The organism is Oribacterium parvum ACB1 (assembly GCF_000238055.2).
In the GTDB taxonomy this organism is placed as follows: Bacteria; Bacillota; Clostridia; order Lachnospirales; family Lachnospiraceae; genus Oribacterium; species Oribacterium parvum.
Map to the genome: position 1 here is coordinate 249,444 of NZ_KE148312.1, position 15,147 is coordinate 264,590.

The following is a 15,147-nucleotide window of genomic DNA, read 5'->3' on the forward strand; positions in this document are numbered from 1 at the left end:
TGGGGAACGCTAGTTATACAAAAATCACCTTTCCTTATACAATAAAGTTGTTCAAGCTATATTGCAGAAAAGGAAGGTGATTTATGGCGAAGAAAGAATATGCATTAGCACATACTAAATGGATGTGTAAATATCATATTGTCTTCACACCGAAGTATAGGCGAAAAATAATATATTATCAATACAAGACAGATATACGGGACATAATAGCCCAGCTGTGCAGATACAAAGGAGTGGAGATAATAGAAGGACATCTAATGCCTGACCATGTACATATTTTAGTTAGTATTCCTCCCAAGATAAGTGTCTCTTCATTTATGGGATATTTAAAAGGAAAGAGCGCGTTAATGATATTTGATAAACACGCAAATTTAAAATATAAATTCGGGAATAGACACTTTTGGGCCGAAGGCTATTATGTCAGTACGGTTGGACTAAATGAAGCCACAATAAAAAAGTATATTCAAGAGCAAGAGAAACATGATATCGCTCTGGATAAACTTAGTGTTAAGGAGTATGAAGACCCTTTTAAGGGTTGATGTGAAGTGGTACCAATACCCCTTTATGGGGTAGCGACGAGTCAAGCGCAATATGGCTTGAATGGAGCTGTGGGAAGGTGCAAAGCAAACTTCCCATAGCCCAAAATGAAAGCCAGCGCCTTTAGACGCTGGCCTAGTAACAGGGGCTTATAGCCCCCGAGCAAACCACCCGTTTGACGGGTGGTTATGATTTTGTTGTGCGCCTAGCGGCGCACGTTTCTAACGGGTTAAAGTCCCGAATCCGCCCGGTAGTGGGAAGGATATAGCCGAAGGCAAGGGTGTCGAGGGTGACCTCGAATCTGAAGGAAGCTGGATATGAGGAAGATACTAACTCATGGGCAAATCTCTGGTCTGACGAACAGAAATCTCATATGAGGTTATGCATGAGGATAAGACTGCAGCACAAGCCAAAGTCCAATAACTACACGGAATCATGCATGATAAATGAGGCAGATATATGGAGAGGAAGAAACGTGTGGTACCTAGGGAGGTCTGTGTGATAAGCCTTGAAAGAGGTAACCATTGCTAGGAGCAATGCTGAACACACAGAAGTCAGCAGAGGTCATAGTAGTCGAGAGACAAAGGACCGAATCAATAGGAGTCTCAAGTATGACTGAGAAAGGAGGAATGGCTAGTCATGGCAGAAAATACTGAGAACAGTGGCTGTTTGCAGAGAGATAGTGCGGAACATGAAGGGTATGCAAAAGCGCGTAGGTCATTCAATCTGATATGGAAAGAAAGAGACAGTGCACAGCCGAAGCGCTTAGAAGCGATACTGCATAAAGATAACGTTAACAGAGCGTATAAGAGAGTGAAGGCAAACAAGGGAGCACCTGGAATTGATGGAATGACCATCGAAGAGGCACTTCCTTATCTTCAGGAACATCAACAGGAGTTAACTAACCGTATCCATCGTGGAAAGTATACTCCGTCTCCAGTAAGACGAGTTGAGATTCCTAAACCAGATGGTGGTGTGCGAAAGCTTGGCATACCAACAGTGATAGACCGTACACTTCAACAGGCGATAACACAACAATTAGTTCCAATCTATGAGCCACTTTTTACAGACGGCAGTTACGGTTACCGTCCAAACAGAGACGCAAAAGGAGCAATACTTAAGGTTAAGGAGTACGCTGAACAGGGCTACACATATGCGGTAGTTCTAGACTTATCGAAATATTTCGATACAATCAACCACGAGATTCTTATCAACCTTCTGAGGAAAAATGTAAAAGATGAACGTGTGGTGCAACTTATCAAGAGGTATCTGAAAAGTGGCGTAATGGAAAATGGAGTGGTTATTGAAACAGAGGAAGGGTCGCCACAAGGAGGGAATCTATCCCCTTTGCTTGCGAATATCTACCTCAATGAGTTCGACTGGGAGTTTTTGAAAAGAGGTGTCCCATGCATAAGGTATGCAGATGACATAGTCCTTCTTGCGAAAAGCAGGAAGGCATCAGAGAGACTCTTAGAGAGCAGTACGAGGTATCTTGAGGAGAAACTGAAACTCACAGTGAATCGAGAGAAAAGCCGTACTGTCAGTGTATTTGCAATCCGAAATTTTAAATTCCTTGGCTTTGCACTGGGAAGGAACAGAAGTGGCATATATGTCCGAGTTCATGCAAAGTCTTGGGAGAAGTTTAAGTCGAAACTGAAAGAACTTTCTTCCCGTAAGCTCTGTCAGTCAATCAAGCCGAGCCTAGAAAGAATCAAGGTATACGCAAGAGGGTGGCTTAACTACTATGGAATAGCAAGTATGAAGAGCAACATGAATGAGGTCAACGGATGGCTCTATCACAGAATACGTATGTGTATATGGAAACAATGGAAATGTGTGCGAACCAGATACCGAAACCTGAGGGTCATGGGAGTTCCTCAAGACCTAGGGTGGAAAACGGCAAACAGCAGACGAGGCTATTGGTTTACAACACATACAGTTGTCATGAACATGGCAATGACAAAAGAAAGACTGATAAACAGTGGCTTTTACGATTTAGCCATAGCATATCAGTCTGTGCACGTCAACTATTGAAAGCGCTGTATACGAGAACCGTACGTACAGTGCTGTGAGAGGACGGCGATTAGTCACCGCCTCCTACTCGATTAGAGGGTTTAATTGAGAGATAAATAAGCCCTCCGATTCTTCGGAGGGCTTACCAAAGTAAAACCATATATTGCAGCGATGCAGGGCGGGGCTTTATGCCGCTATACAAAAGAGAAAAGATAACTGATGACTTACACGAAATAAGTGGCTTTCGCACAGACTATCAATTTCATTACTAAAGAACCTCCTTGACATATCTTCTCCCTTAATTATATACTATCCATTGGTTAGCTTAGACTAACCAACGTCAAGCTTGAAATTTATACTGAAAAAGGAGAAGAGAAGAAATTGAAAAAGACATTATTATTTTTACTACTCGGAATTATACTATTAACAAGTTGTGGGAAAACAGGAAGTCAGGGAGAAACAATGACTTCTAAGAAAGATGAAGGCTCTAAAAGTACCATGATTTCCGGTGCGATGGGAGGTTCAGGAAAGACTGACTCCCAAATGACAAAGAAAAAAGTAACAGTTACTACTTCATTTTTATATGATATGGTAAATCAGCTTGCAGGCGATATGGTAGATAAAGAGCTTATTATACCAGCAGGAGAAGATCCACATCTTTATGTGGCAAAGCCGGAGGATTTAAGGAAGATTGCCGAGGCTGATTTGGTGCTTTTTCACGGACTTCACTTTGAGGGGAAGATGCAGGAGGTACTTGAAAAGAAGGGATATGCAGTAGCATCCACATTTTCAGAGGACAAGATTGGCAAGATGGAGGAAGATGGGGCGGTAATAATAGATCCGCATTTTTGGTTTGATATAGATCTTTACAAAGAAGCCACCGAGAATGCAAGTGCAAAGCTTTCTGAGCTTTTACCTGAGAAAAAAGATGAAATAGATAAAAATACAAAAGCTTACTTAGAAAAGCTGTCAGCTCTTGATGAAGAAAATAAAAAATCACTTGCAGAGATTCCTGAAGGCGGACGGTACCTGATTACGCCACACGATGCCTTTAATTATTTTTCAAGAAGATACGGTATTGAAGTTGTAGCTCCTCAAGGGGTTAGCACAGATTCAGAGGTCGCAAATAAAGATATAGATAAGACTGTTGACTTTATTGTGAAGCATAAGGTGAAAGCTATTTTTGCAGAATCTACCACAGACCCGGCAAGGATGGAGAAGCTTAAAGAGGCTTGCAGGGCTAAGGGCTTTGATGTAAAGGTTGTAAGTGGTGAGGGAAATGAGCTGTTTTCCGACTCGCTTGCACCCGAGGGGCAAAGTGGTGATACTTACATAGATATGTATAAACACAATATAAAGTTAATCACTGAAAACTTAAAGTAAGAAGGAGGGGTAGGCATGGAAGAGGTGATTGTAAAGGTAGAGGATTTGACTATAGCCTACCACGACAAGCCTGTGCTAAAGGATTGTGATATAGATATAATGGCAGGCTCGGTTACAGCCGTTATTGGGCCAAACGGTGCAGGTAAATCTACCTTGATAAAGGGGATATTGGGACTTCAAAATAAGCTTGCAGGTGAGATTCTTATTATGGGGGAGCCCATTAAAAAAGTCCAGAAGAAAATAGCCTATATTCCGCAGACTTCTGAGGTAAACTGGGACTTTCCAACCACCGTTATGGATGTGGTGCTTATGGGCAGATATGTACATCTAGGTTGGTTTAGGCATCCCGGGCTGGAGGATAGGGAAAAAGCGGAGGCGGCTCTTAAAAGGATAGGTATGTATGAGTTTAAGAATAGGCAGATATCCAAGCTTTCAGGAGGGCAGAGACAGAGGGTATTTATAGCAAGACTGATAGCACAGGAGGCAGAGATTTATTTTATGGATGAGCCTCTTGCTGGCATAGATAAGGTTACGGAGAAGGTAATAATTGATTTTATAAAAGAAGAGCAAAAAAAGGGGAAAACTGCTGTGATAGTCCATCACGACCTTGCCACAATAAGGGAATATTTTGATCATGTGGTTATAATCAACAAAAAGGTAGTGGCTGAAGGCAGGGTAAGTGAGGCATTCACAAACGAAAATTTAGAAAAGGCGATGATGAAAAATGTTTAACATCGATATACTTACAAGCTATACGTTTATCATAGTTGGAAGCGGTACATTTTTGCTTGCAGCCATAGCAGGGGCTGTGGGCTGTATTACAGTACTTAAGGGACAGTCGCTGATAGGAGATGCCATAGGACATGCTGCATTCCCTGGGATAATCCTGTCTTTTATGCTTTTTATGCAAAGGGAGCCTGTGCTGTTAACGCTGGGAGCGGTAGCATCCGGTGCTACAGCCTTTATGCTCATTCAGGTCATAAAGGAGAATTCAAAGCTTAAGTTAGATGCGATACTTGCAGTGGTTTTGTCGTCATTTTTTGGAGTGGGAATGGTGTTAAAAAGCTATATTCAGGGTAATAGCAACTATAAGGAGGCTGCTCAGTCAGGGCTTTCAAGCTATATCTTTGGACAGGCCGCATACATTATGAAGGACGATGTGAAGCTCATAGTGTATATTGGAGTTCCTGCTTTGGTTTTACTTGTTTTATTTTACAAAGAAATCAAGTTATTTTTATTTGACGAAATATATGCAAGCACCATTGGGATAAGGGCGGTTTTACTCTATGGCATAATTCTTGTAATGACGATGGGAATAATAGCAACAGGACTGAAACTTGTGGGAGCTATCCTTATTTCATCTTTGCTTATAATACCCGCAATTACAGCTCTTCAATGGAGCGATAAATTTAGCAGGGTACTTATAATAGCGGGTGTGGTTGGCGGAGTTTCAGCACTTATCGGTACTTATATTTCAACTGCTTATGACGGAATGAGCACAGGGGCAACCATAATACTCATAATGGGAAGCTTTGCAATCATTTCTCTTGTAATAGGGCCGCATGGGATGATAAAGAACCTTAGGATGAGGAGGCATGGAGGAAATGATTGAGTCATTATTATCTTATTTTGCCATATCCTACGAGTCTTACTTTGTACTTCTTATAACTGCTGTAGCCTGTGCGGTGTTAAGCCCGTTTTTGGTCTTAAGGAAGCTTTCAATGGTTTCAGATGCCATTTCACATTCGGTTTTACTGGGCATAGTTATTGCATTTTTCATAGTAAAGGATGTGGGTTCTCCGTTTTTAATAGTGGGAGCGGCGACATTTGGCGTGATTACAGTATTTGCGGTAGAATTACTTTCGGGAACAGGACTTGTAAAAAATGATGATGCGGTGGGTATAGTCTTCCCGATGTTTTTTGCCCTTGCAGTAGTTCTGATTACGAAATTTGCTAGGAATGTACATCTGGATACAGACGTAGTGCTGATGGGAGAGGTCATCATTGCACCGTTAAACAGGATAGAATTTATGGGAATCGACCTGCCCAAGGCATTTGTACAGATGGGAATATTGCTTGTGATAAACTTACTCTTTGTCATCATTTTCTTTAAGGAACTTAAGGTAACTACCTTTGACAGAGGGTTTGCAACGCTTGCGGGATTTTCCTCGGCAGCCCTGTTTTATGCATTGATGACACTTTCATCGTTTACAGCAGTTACTGCCTTTGATGCGGTTGGGGCTATCTTGGTAGTTTCGTTTTTGATTACTCCGGGGGCAGCGGCCTATCTTATAAGTAAAGACCTTAAGGTGATGATAGCCATTTCGGTTGGCTATGCAGTTATCAATTCTATTATAGGCTATGTGTTTTCGCTTCTTATGAATGTATCTATGTCTGGAATGACAGCTGCAGCCGCAGGAGTTACATTTTTACTTACCTTTTTGTTTAATAGAGAAGGGCTGATTACTGCTATATTTATAAGATTACAGAGAAAAAGTGAGTTAAAACTAGGACTTTTCCTCAACCATATAGGTAATCATTCAGGCAAAAAGGAGGAAAGTGAGGAACTGGGATTAGGCTCAATCAAGAACCATCTCAAATGGAAGCAGGCCGAGGTTGATAAAATAGCAGGAAGACTTATAAAAAAAGGGTTTATAAGGATAGATATAGATAAGAATATTTATGATTTGACCGAGAGAGGCAGAGAGAAGTTTGTGGAGATTGAGGAATAAAAGCCCTCGGCTGTGAGGTAGAGGATTTAATTGAGAGATAGATAAAGCCCTCCGAATTATCGGAGGGCTCTTCAAAGGTGCGCCTAGCGGCGCACCTTTCTAACGGGTTAAAGTCCCGAATCCGCCCGGTAGTGGGAAGGATATAGCCGAAGGCAAGGGTGTCGAGGGTGACCTCGAATCTGAAGGAAGCTGGATATGAGGAAGATACTAACTCATGGGCAAATCTCTGGTCTGACGAACAGAAATCTCATATGAGGTTATGCATGAGGATAAGACTGCAGCACAAGCCAAAGTCCAATAACTACACGGAATCATGCATGATAAATGAGGCAGATAGATGGAGAGGAAGAAACGTGTGGTACCTAGGGAGGTCTGTGTGATATGCCTCGAAAGAGGTAACCATTGTCCAAAGCAATGCTGAACACACAGAAGTCAGCAGAGGTCATAGTAGTCGAGAGACAAAGGACCGAATCAGTAGGAGTCTCAAGTATGACTGAGATAGGAGGAATGACTGGTTATGGCAGAAAACATTGAAAACAATGGCTGTTCGCAAAGAGATAGTGCGGAACATGAAGGGTATGTGAAAGCGCGTAGGTCATTCAATCTGATATGGAAAGAAAGAGACAGTGCACAGCCGAAGCTCTTAGAAGCGATACTGCATAAAGATAACTTTAACAGAGCGTATAAGAGAGTGAAGGCAAACAAGGGAGCACCTGGAGTTGATGGAATGACTATCGAAGAGGCACTTCCTTATCTTAAGGAACATCAACAAGAGTTAACAACACGTATCTATCGTGGAAAGTATACTCCGTCACGCGTAAGGCGTGTTGAGATTCCTAAACCGGATGGTGGTGTGCGAAAGCTTGGCATACCAACGGTGATAGACCGCACACTTCAACAGGCGATAACACAGCAGTTAGTGCCAATCTATGAACCACTTTTTGCAGACGGCAGTTACGGCTACCGCCCAAACAGAGACGCAAAAGGAGCGATACTAAAGGTCAAGGAGTACGCTGAACAGGGTTACACATATGCGGTAGTTCTAGACCTATCGAAATATTTCGATACAATCAACCACGAGATTCTTATCAACCTTCTGAGGAAAAATGTAAAAGATGAACGTGTGGTGCAACTTATCAAGAGGTATCTGAAAAGTGGCGTAATGGAAAATGGAGTGGTTATTGAAACAGAGGAAGGGTCGCCACAAGGAGGGAATCTATCCCCTTTGCTTGCGAATATCTACCTCAATGAGTTCGACTGGGAGTTTTTGAAAAGAGGTGTCCCATGCATAAGGTATGCAGATGACATAGTCCTTCTTGCGAAAAGCAGGAAGGCATCAGAGAGACTCTTAGAGAGCAGTACGAGGTATCTTGAGGAGAAACTGAAAGAGCTTTCTTCCCGTAAGTGCTGTCAGTCAATCAAGCCGAGTCTTGAAAGAATCAAGGTATATGCAAGAGGATGGCTTAACTACTATGGAATTGCAAGCATGAAGAATAACATGAACGACATTAACGGATGGCTCTATCACAGAATACGTATGTGTATATGGAAACAATGGAAGCGTGTGAGAACTAGATACCGAAACCTGAGGGTCATGGGAGTTCCTCAAGACCTAGGGTGGAAAACGGCAAACAGCAGACGAGGCTATTGGTTTACAACACATACAGTTGTCATGAACATGGAAATGACAAAAGAAAGACTGATAAACAGTGGCTTTTACGATTTAACCACAGCATATCAGTCTGTGCACATCAACTATTGAAAGCGCTGTATACGAGAACCGTACGTACAGTGCTGTGAGAGGACGGCGGTTAGTCACCGCCTCCTACTCGATTTTAGAGGGAAAAGGAGACGTGTGATGTCCAACGAAACCGAAGATTTTGAACAGACCTATAAAGCACTTGAAAAGGAGAACTTTCCGGATGGAAAACGAATCAGATTCATTGCGGAATTAGGGGCCTCTTCGGATATAGAGGGGCATTTCCGACTGATTTGTCGGACTTGGAAAGAGGAGAAAAATCTACGACTGGAAAGCAGTTTTGACCGACATGGAGAAGAGGGGCTTCGTTTTTTACTCGGAAGACTTGGTCAAGTGGAAATACCTGATGCTTTGCTTCAGCGGGAGGAAGCCTCCGAAGAGCTTAGGGAAGCTGTGTTTACGGCTTATCTTCTTGCGGAAATTCTTTCGCAGGGAAGACATAGAGAGTATTTCTCTTCTTACTGTGAAGAACTCCTTCCCTTTCTCCTTCGATTTATCGAAACGGAAGAGGATTTCCTTCGTGAGAAATGCCTAATTGCCCTGGGCTGGGTGGCCGGGGAGCGGGAGATTCCTTTTTTGACAAGGAAAATGCTGGAAGACCGGGACGCGTTTTGCCGAGCGTGGGCAGCGAGCAGCCTTATGCAAATGTCTTTCCATAGGGTAAATGGAGAAATCTTACAAGAAGAAACGAAGAAAGATTTTGCAAAAGCAATCGAAGAAGAAAAGGATTTACAGGCCTCCGGCATCATGATAGAAGCGGCACAAACTTTATTTTCTAAAAAATGGCTTAGTGCGTCTGCGTTGGAAGCGGAAGACGAAATGCAAATTGAAAAAGCAAGATGCTCTGCGGTACGGTTTTTGCTGAAGTAAGGTATGGAAAGTCATGGATAAAAGATATTTATTGAGCTATATCGATTTAATACTCTTTTCATACTTTCAATATGGCTTTTTCCCATTCACGCTTTATGATTAATACGTTGACATTTCCTAATTTAAAAATTTAACGGGTCAAAAGAGAATCACTTTTTTGTAGGTGAGTTATCGCTGATTTTGATGCGTTTGATATTTACATTACTAAAATTTAAAGGAGAAGAACATGACAACTAAAAAAGTAGAAAACTTGATTATCGGATTCGGTAAGGCGGGGAAGACCCTCGCGAATTATCTGGGAAATAAGGGTGAAAAGACCGTTTTGGTGGAAAAATCCCCTCTGATGTACGGCGGAACCTGCATCAATGTAGGCTGCATTCCCTCTAAGTTTCTGGCGACAGCTGCGGATAGAAGAAGCTTCAGCGGAGAGAGTGATGCGGAATACTATAAAAATGCCGTTTTACAGAAGAAGGCATTGATTGCTAAGCTGAATAAGGCAAATTACGACAAGGTGGCAAGCAATGAAAATGTTGAAGTGCTGGACGGACTGGCTTCTTTTAAAGATGAGCATACCGTGCAGGTTAGAAATGGCAGCGAGGTATCTGAAGTTTATGCGGAGCGCATCTTTGTCAATACCGGTGCTAGACCGTTTATCCCAAGTGTTCCCGGCTTGGAAGTCGGAAGACGCATTCATACCAGCGAAACGCTGATGGATCTGGAAGAATTCCCAAAGAGCTTGGCGATTCTCGGAAGCGGATTTATCGGACTGGAATTTGCGGCGAGCTATGCGAAGTTCGGTACAAATGTGACCATCATTGACCAGGGAGACCGGATATTACCGAGAGAAGATGAGGATGTAGCGAAGGAAGTATTGGCATCTTATCAGGGATTAGGTGTGGACTTCCTCTTTGGCGCGGCGCTTCAGCAGGTATCGCAGGATGAAAAGGCAGTTCACCTTTCCTACACGGTAAATGGAGAAAAGAAAGAACTTTCCGTAGATGCCTTTCTCGTTGCGACCGGACGACAGGCGAACACGGAAGAGCTGCACTTGGAAAATGCGGGTGTGGAAGTTTCCGAAAGAGGATTTATCAAGGTAAATGAACACCTGCAGAGCAATAAGGCGCACATTTTCGCGATGGGAGATGTTAATGGAGGCCCGCAATTTACCTATATTTCCTTGGATGATTTCCGAATTGTGAAGAGCTTTTTGGATAATCAGGGAAGCTACGGAAGAAATAATCGTCAGCCTGTTGCTTTCTCCGCCTTTCTTCATCCGACATTTTCCAGAGTGGGACTCAGTGAAAAAGAAGCGAGAGAAAAAGGCTACAAAATCAAGGTGGCGACCTTACCGGTTACTGCGATTCCCAAGGCGAAAATCCTCGGAAATCAAACCGGACTGTACAAGGCAGTTGTAGATGCCGAAAACAATCAGATTTTGGGCGTGACCTTGTTCGGTGAAGAGTCCCACGAAGTGATCAATATCGTAGTTTTAGCGATGATGACGAAGCAGCCTTACACGGTGCTTGCGAACCAGATTTTCACCCACCCGACCATGGCGGAAGCGCTGAACGATTTGTTCGGAGCGGTAAAATAAAGTTCGACGAGACTAGTGCATGGTTTATGTTGTGAAAAATAGAAAAAAGGAAAAATTATGTCTCCAAAGCCCATGGAAAATCGCTTGAAAAAGTACCAAATCCTTAATGGCGCTCAATTAAAATATATTGCGTTTCTTTCCATGCTTCTTGACCATGTAAACAATGCTTTGCTAGTACCAATTTTAGAAGGGAAAGGCTTTTTGCTTCAGGTATCGAATCTGCTTTCGATTCTGGGGAGGATTGCCTTTCCCCTCTTTATGTTCTTTTTAGTGGAGGGATTTTTTAAGACGAAAAATCGGAGAAAGTACCTTCTGAATCTTTTCCTTTTTGGCGTTCTTTCCGAAGTGCCCTTTGATTTATTTACCTCAAAAGTCTTCTTTAATCCAAATTGGAATAATATGATGTTTACTTTGGCATTATGTCTTAGTTGTATTTGGATCATCGACAGTTTCAAAAGGAAAATTCCGAACAGAATTTTATGGTACGGATTTTCTTTGTTTCTTGTGGGGATTTTTAGTATTTTGGCGATGTTCCTCAGTCTGGACTATGATTTCCATGCAGTAATAGTGGCTTATCTTTTTTATATTTTCTATCAAAAACCCCTTTGGGGAGCCGGGCTTGGATTTCTGTCTATCATAAAGGAGATTTATTCTTTTCTGGGATTTGGATTATGCTTAACGTATAATGGGAAAAGAGGAAAACAGAGCAAGTGGCTGAATTATGCATTCTATCCGGTGCATCTTTTGATACTGGGGCTTTTACGCTTGTATTTCAATATATAGCTTTTTAATACTAGGCTTTTCAAAATAGCCTTTCAATATTTAGTAGATTAGCGTTTACTTATTTTATTTTAAAGATAGTTTTTACTTATGCGATACTGAAATTTAGACTTTCGCTAGTTAGTTATGGAGACTTTTATTACTATTTGTGCCGCCTGTTGAATGTGCTGGAATGGAGATAGCTATGAGATTGATTGTTGCATTTTTGTATTTTGTTGGAGCTATGTTATATTCTTATCCGGTAAGATTGATTCATCATTTGAAATACAAGGACAAGAAGACTGAACATGATGCAAATTTTTATAGCTTGAAAAAAATAGCAAGAAAAATGCTCAAATTATTAGGCGTAAAAATGGATATTCAAGGCTGTACCATATATGATGAACCCATGGTTTATATTGGAAATCATAGAAGTAATTTTGACAGCTTAATAATGATTGCAATAATGGAGAAACCATTGATTTTCATTGGAAAAAGTGAGATTAAAAAATTTCCATTTATTGGTAAATGGTTTCGGGATATAGGATGCTTGTTTTTAGAACGAGATGATATCAAAAAGTCAATAGAAGTTATTAATCAAGGCATTCAAAGAATAGAAAACGGGTATTCAGTCGTTATTTTTTCGGAGGGGAGAAGAACGAAGGAAGATAGTGTGGAGGAATTTAAACCCGGTAGTTTTAAAATGGCTTTTAAGGCAAATGCACGTATTGTTCCAGTTTCATTCTATAATTCAGAGGAGTGTTATGAGCGTTTTCATAGCTTTCGCCCGGCTAATGTGAGCATTCGTATTGGGGAAATTGTTAATCCAAAAGCACTTGAACTGAATAATACTGTACAGATGGCAAAATACGTACATACGGTGATTGCTCAGATTTATGAAGAGCAACGTATACACCAATGATGGCATTATTGGCTTTTTTTAAAAATGATTATTTGCTGTACCTGAAGGAGTAATTTTAGAACGTATGAATAGAAGATCAGATTCTTCGTTTAATTTTCTATGAAGGTGATAGCACTGCATTTTTGCAGTGCTTTTTTATGAGAGAAATCTTGAATTTTAGCTAAAAAAGTATATATTGGTATTAGCTAATATAAAAGAGAGGTGATACTATGATAGGAAATACGGCAACCGCTACAGCAACAGAGATGCAGAACAACTTTGGCAGGTATCTTGCTATGGTTCAGGAGGGCAGTGAGATTATTGTCACAAAAAACGGTAAAGAGGTGGGCCGATTTATTCCGCGAGAAAGGGCGATATCTTATTTAACGGATTCTCTTGTAGGGATACTGATAGGTGATACGGATATAGATAAGGCGAGAGAAAAAAGTTTGAAGGAGAAGTATGAAGTTACTAATTGACGGAAATATTCTTCTGGATGTGCTTCAGAGAAGAACACCCTACTTCAAAGACTCTGTTGGAATCTGGAAGATCTGTGAGACGAAGCAGGTGGAGGGGTATGTTTCAGCTCTAACTTTTGCCAATCTGGTTTATGTGATGCGAAAAGAATTGGATGCAGAGAAAATAAACGAAGTTTTAAAGCAACTTTCGCTCATTTTTATATTTGAGAATCTTAATGTAAGCGATATGAGTTCGGCCGCAGAAATGCAATGGGATGATTTTGAAGATGCCATTCAGTCGGCTACAGCGAAGAGGATTCATGCTGATTATATTATTACAAGAAATGAGAGGGACTTTAGGGAAAGTGATGTTACAGCACTGACCGCGACAGAGTTTTTGTCAAGGTTGTGAGGGGTGTGGATTCCTTTGGGGTTCTTGACGCCCGAATAAGGTGGCAATGATTGAAAAGGACTTGGGGAATAAATCTATGGAAAGGAAATGTGAAACCGTAGTTGTTCCATGCTTACTAAAAAAAGAAGTAGCAGAACGGAGCTGATGATGAAGCATCCACTTACGGCAAAACTTGGGGAATAATAACTTCTCTTTTCCTTCGGGGAGGATCCTAAATTCCAATATTGTGTCAGTTCTTTCATCACAAAGCAGATGACAAACTGTGCTTTTCCGCAGTTTAAAAGTGCGGAAGAAATAGCATGGCTTTGGGAGTGAAAGAACAGATAGGTAAAGAAGCTTAAAAGAAGCATTCCGAGAAGAAAAAAACGGCTCCGCTTTAGTCCGTCATAGTTCGTCCTATCTTCTAATTTAACCCGGTGAATTCGATCCTGCATATTCTGCCCGATACGATAAAACCAATCCGGTACTTCTTTTTTCTGCTTAACGGCAAACTCCAAAAGAAGATAAAGATAAAAAGAGAAGCTGTAGGCAAGGCAAATGATAAAGGCAAAGAATAAATAGAACAAATAATAGCCCATATAATCTTAGCTCCCTTCTATAGTTTTTTCTGTATTGGAATCGCTCAAAGGTATGAAGGATTGTGTTCTTAACGAGTATCGCTCGCGAAGCGTGCCACATCACGCTTGGGCATTTCTCCTAGTGGAACCCATTATCTCTTTGGATTATTAGAGCGGATTCTTCGTTTGATTCCCCACGAACCAGTAATCACAGATTGTGCCTCCTGTCGCCAGCGTTTGCTCTCTATGCAATACTCCTTTGTTTCGTTCAACCGCGATGTGGTCAATGTCACAGCACAAAGGTAATAAATCAAGATAGCCATTTTCTCTTGCGAATTTTTCCAAAGGGCATCTTGTAAAGTGATAATAAAAGCCGTCCTTATGTCGCTTTTCATCAAAATGAAAATCCCAGGTTTTGTCCTGATATTCCGGATGCGCCTCCGCCCATTCTTCCGCCTTATGCATCCTTTCGGCAAATTTCTTCATGTCCGTCTCTTTATTAAAATCTATGGAGCTCATGGCTTTTCTTATGATGCGATTGTCCATAAATGCAGCGATTATTTCTCTAAAATCCTCCACCGAAAAGTTACCGGCCCTGCATACTGCCAGAAAAACATAGGCGGAGTAAATATTGTGCGCCATAGGGTTCTTCTCTCCGACATCTTCCGTGTTCTCCAGCATTTCCCGGTATAAGATACGTCCTTTTTGTAAGCTTTCCCTCGTCTTATCCTTTCCGAACTTTTTTATCATCGGTTTTTTCAAGAATAAACTGAATAAGTTAAAATAGATTCCTTTGTATTTCATTACACTCACCTCGCTAAACTTCTTCATCAATGTAGTTCAGGTTCTGCTATTTAGTACAAACCGTATGAGCTACATAACTCTAGGAATAAAACATAATGAGATAACATAATGATAGAACAAGAAATATTGCATTAGTTGTGTTTAACTAATAGTAGCTTAACACTTTCAGCCATTTTGTCTATGTTGAATTTTCGTTTCTTCATCCTGATTGTTTAAGACAGGATATTTAACTTTTATAAATTCTATGTTGCTTCTTATTTCTTAATAGACCATAGGTAATGACTTTGGTTTTGTAAACTTCGCAGATTTACCTGTATAATGGAGTTAAACAGTAATAGGGATTACCGCATATAGAGGGAGGTCATCTA

At 41.1% G+C, this 15,147-nt stretch carries 15 protein-coding genes; 13 read left to right on the plus strand and 2 right to left on the minus strand.

The genetic code is table 11. The annotated features are described in order from the left end of the window. The first annotated feature begins 83 nt into the window (after window positions 1-83). From tnpA to HMPREF9625_RS01255, 13 genes are all read left to right on the plus strand, one after another. Entirely contained in the window at window positions 84-539 is a 456-nt protein-coding gene (gene tnpA, locus HMPREF9625_RS01195) for an IS200/IS605 family transposase (RefSeq protein ID WP_009535103.1), read from the plus strand. 637 nt (window positions 540-1,176) lie between these two features. Then, complete coding sequence (gene ltrA, locus HMPREF9625_RS01200) at window positions 1,177-2,571, plus strand: group II intron reverse transcriptase/maturase (protein ID WP_009535102.1); 1,395 nt, start codon at window positions 1,177-1,179, stop codon at window positions 2,569-2,571. Between the two features lie 360 nt (window positions 2,572-2,931). Further along, the gene (locus tag HMPREF9625_RS01205) at window positions 2,932-3,933 is read left to right on the plus strand and encodes a metal ABC transporter solute-binding protein, Zn/Mn family (RefSeq protein ID WP_009537974.1); all 1,002 of its coding nucleotides are present in this window, start codon (window positions 2,932-2,934) and stop codon (window positions 3,931-3,933) included. A gap of 15 nt (window positions 3,934-3,948) precedes the next feature. Next, window positions 3,949-4,665: a metal ABC transporter ATP-binding protein gene (locus HMPREF9625_RS01210; protein ID WP_009535100.1), complete on the plus strand. Its 717-nt coding sequence runs from the start codon at window positions 3,949-3,951 to the stop codon at window positions 4,663-4,665. Continuing rightward, complete coding sequence (locus HMPREF9625_RS01215) at window positions 4,658-5,545, plus strand: metal ABC transporter permease (RefSeq protein WP_009535099.1); 888 nt, start codon at window positions 4,658-4,660, stop codon at window positions 5,543-5,545. Before HMPREF9625_RS01210 ends, HMPREF9625_RS01215 begins: the two co-directional genes overlap by 8 nt. Beyond that, window positions 5,538-6,665, plus strand: a complete 1,128-nt coding sequence (locus HMPREF9625_RS01220; RefSeq protein ID WP_009535098.1) for a metal ABC transporter permease — start codon at window positions 5,538-5,540, stop codon at window positions 6,663-6,665. Before HMPREF9625_RS01215 ends, HMPREF9625_RS01220 begins: the two co-directional genes overlap by 8 nt. A gap of 517 nt (window positions 6,666-7,182) precedes the next feature. After that, complete coding sequence (ltrA, locus tag HMPREF9625_RS01225) at window positions 7,183-8,427, plus strand: group II intron reverse transcriptase/maturase (protein WP_009535097.1); 1,245 nt, start codon at window positions 7,183-7,185, stop codon at window positions 8,425-8,427. Window positions 8,428-8,523: 96 nt separating this feature from the next. Continuing rightward, window positions 8,524-9,294, plus strand: a complete 771-nt coding sequence (locus HMPREF9625_RS01230) for a HEAT repeat domain-containing protein (RefSeq protein WP_009535096.1) — start codon at window positions 8,524-8,526, stop codon at window positions 9,292-9,294. Between the two features lie 226 nt (window positions 9,295-9,520). Continuing rightward, window positions 9,521-10,888 (plus strand): FAD-dependent oxidoreductase, encoded by a 1,368-nt coding sequence (locus HMPREF9625_RS01235; protein ID WP_009535095.1) that lies wholly within the window; start codon window positions 9,521-9,523, stop codon window positions 10,886-10,888. A 57-nt stretch (window positions 10,889-10,945) separates the two neighbouring features. After that, complete coding sequence (locus tag HMPREF9625_RS01240; protein ID WP_009535094.1) at window positions 10,946-11,671, plus strand: TraX family protein; 726 nt, start codon at window positions 10,946-10,948, stop codon at window positions 11,669-11,671. A gap of 181 nt (window positions 11,672-11,852) precedes the next feature. Beyond that, window positions 11,853-12,569 (plus strand): lysophospholipid acyltransferase family protein, encoded by a 717-nt coding sequence (locus HMPREF9625_RS01245; RefSeq protein WP_009535093.1) that lies wholly within the window; start codon window positions 11,853-11,855, stop codon window positions 12,567-12,569. A gap of 209 nt (window positions 12,570-12,778) precedes the next feature. Beyond that, window positions 12,779-13,027: a type II toxin-antitoxin system Phd/YefM family antitoxin gene (locus tag HMPREF9625_RS01250; RefSeq protein ID WP_009535092.1), complete on the plus strand. Its 249-nt coding sequence runs from the start codon at window positions 12,779-12,781 to the stop codon at window positions 13,025-13,027. Then, on the plus strand, window positions 13,011-13,418 hold the full coding sequence (locus HMPREF9625_RS01255; RefSeq protein ID WP_009535091.1) for a type II toxin-antitoxin system VapC family toxin: 408 nt from the start codon (window positions 13,011-13,013) through the stop codon (window positions 13,416-13,418). Before HMPREF9625_RS01250 ends, HMPREF9625_RS01255 begins: the two co-directional genes overlap by 17 nt. 74 nt (window positions 13,419-13,492) lie before the next feature. Here HMPREF9625_RS01255 and HMPREF9625_RS01260 read toward each other — a convergent pair whose 3' ends face one another. Together HMPREF9625_RS01260 and HMPREF9625_RS01265 are read right to left on the minus strand one after the other, a co-directional pair. Beyond that, window positions 13,493-13,996 carry a hypothetical protein gene (locus tag HMPREF9625_RS01260; protein WP_009535090.1) on the minus strand — a complete coding sequence of 168 codons (504 nt, stop codon included), beginning with the start codon at window positions 13,994-13,996 and terminating at the stop codon, window positions 13,493-13,495. Between the two features lie 147 nt (window positions 13,997-14,143). Continuing rightward, entirely contained in the window at window positions 14,144-14,779 is a 636-nt protein-coding gene (locus HMPREF9625_RS01265) for an L-2-amino-thiazoline-4-carboxylic acid hydrolase (RefSeq protein WP_009535089.1), read from the minus strand. Window positions 14,780-15,147: the final 368 nt, after the last annotated feature.

Bases quoted from the DNA above. Each gene is read 5' to 3' on its own strand.
- tnpA (WP_009535103.1), top strand. From the start codon at position 84: ATGGCGAAGAAAGAATATGCATTAGCACATACTAAATGGATGTGTAAA.
- ltrA (WP_009535102.1), top strand. From the start codon at position 1,177: ATGGCAGAAAATACTGAGAACAGTGGCTGTTTGCAGAGAGATAGTGCG.
- HMPREF9625_RS01210 (WP_009535100.1), top strand. From the start codon at position 3,949: ATGGAAGAGGTGATTGTAAAGGTAGAGGATTTGACTATAGCCTACCAC.
- HMPREF9625_RS01215 (WP_009535099.1), top strand. From the start codon at position 4,658: ATGTTTAACATCGATATACTTACAAGCTATACGTTTATCATAGTTGGA.
- HMPREF9625_RS01220 (WP_009535098.1), top strand. From the start codon at position 5,538: ATGATTGAGTCATTATTATCTTATTTTGCCATATCCTACGAGTCTTAC.
- ltrA (WP_009535097.1), top strand. From the start codon at position 7,183: ATGGCAGAAAACATTGAAAACAATGGCTGTTCGCAAAGAGATAGTGCG.
- HMPREF9625_RS01230 (WP_009535096.1), top strand. From the start codon at position 8,524: ATGTCCAACGAAACCGAAGATTTTGAACAGACCTATAAAGCACTTGAA.
- HMPREF9625_RS01235 (WP_009535095.1), top strand. From the start codon at position 9,521: ATGACAACTAAAAAAGTAGAAAACTTGATTATCGGATTCGGTAAGGCG.
- HMPREF9625_RS01240 (WP_009535094.1), top strand. From the start codon at position 10,946: ATGTCTCCAAAGCCCATGGAAAATCGCTTGAAAAAGTACCAAATCCTT.
- HMPREF9625_RS01245 (WP_009535093.1), top strand. From the start codon at position 11,853: ATGAGATTGATTGTTGCATTTTTGTATTTTGTTGGAGCTATGTTATAT.
- HMPREF9625_RS01250 (WP_009535092.1), top strand. From the start codon at position 12,779: ATGATAGGAAATACGGCAACCGCTACAGCAACAGAGATGCAGAACAAC.
- HMPREF9625_RS01255 (WP_009535091.1), top strand. From the start codon at position 13,011: ATGAAGTTACTAATTGACGGAAATATTCTTCTGGATGTGCTTCAGAGA.
- HMPREF9625_RS01260 (WP_009535090.1), bottom strand. From the start codon at position 13,996: ATGGGCTATTATTTGTTCTATTTATTCTTTGCCTTTATCATTTGCCTT.
- HMPREF9625_RS01265 (WP_009535089.1), bottom strand. From the start codon at position 14,779: ATGAAATACAAAGGAATCTATTTTAACTTATTCAGTTTATTCTTGAAA.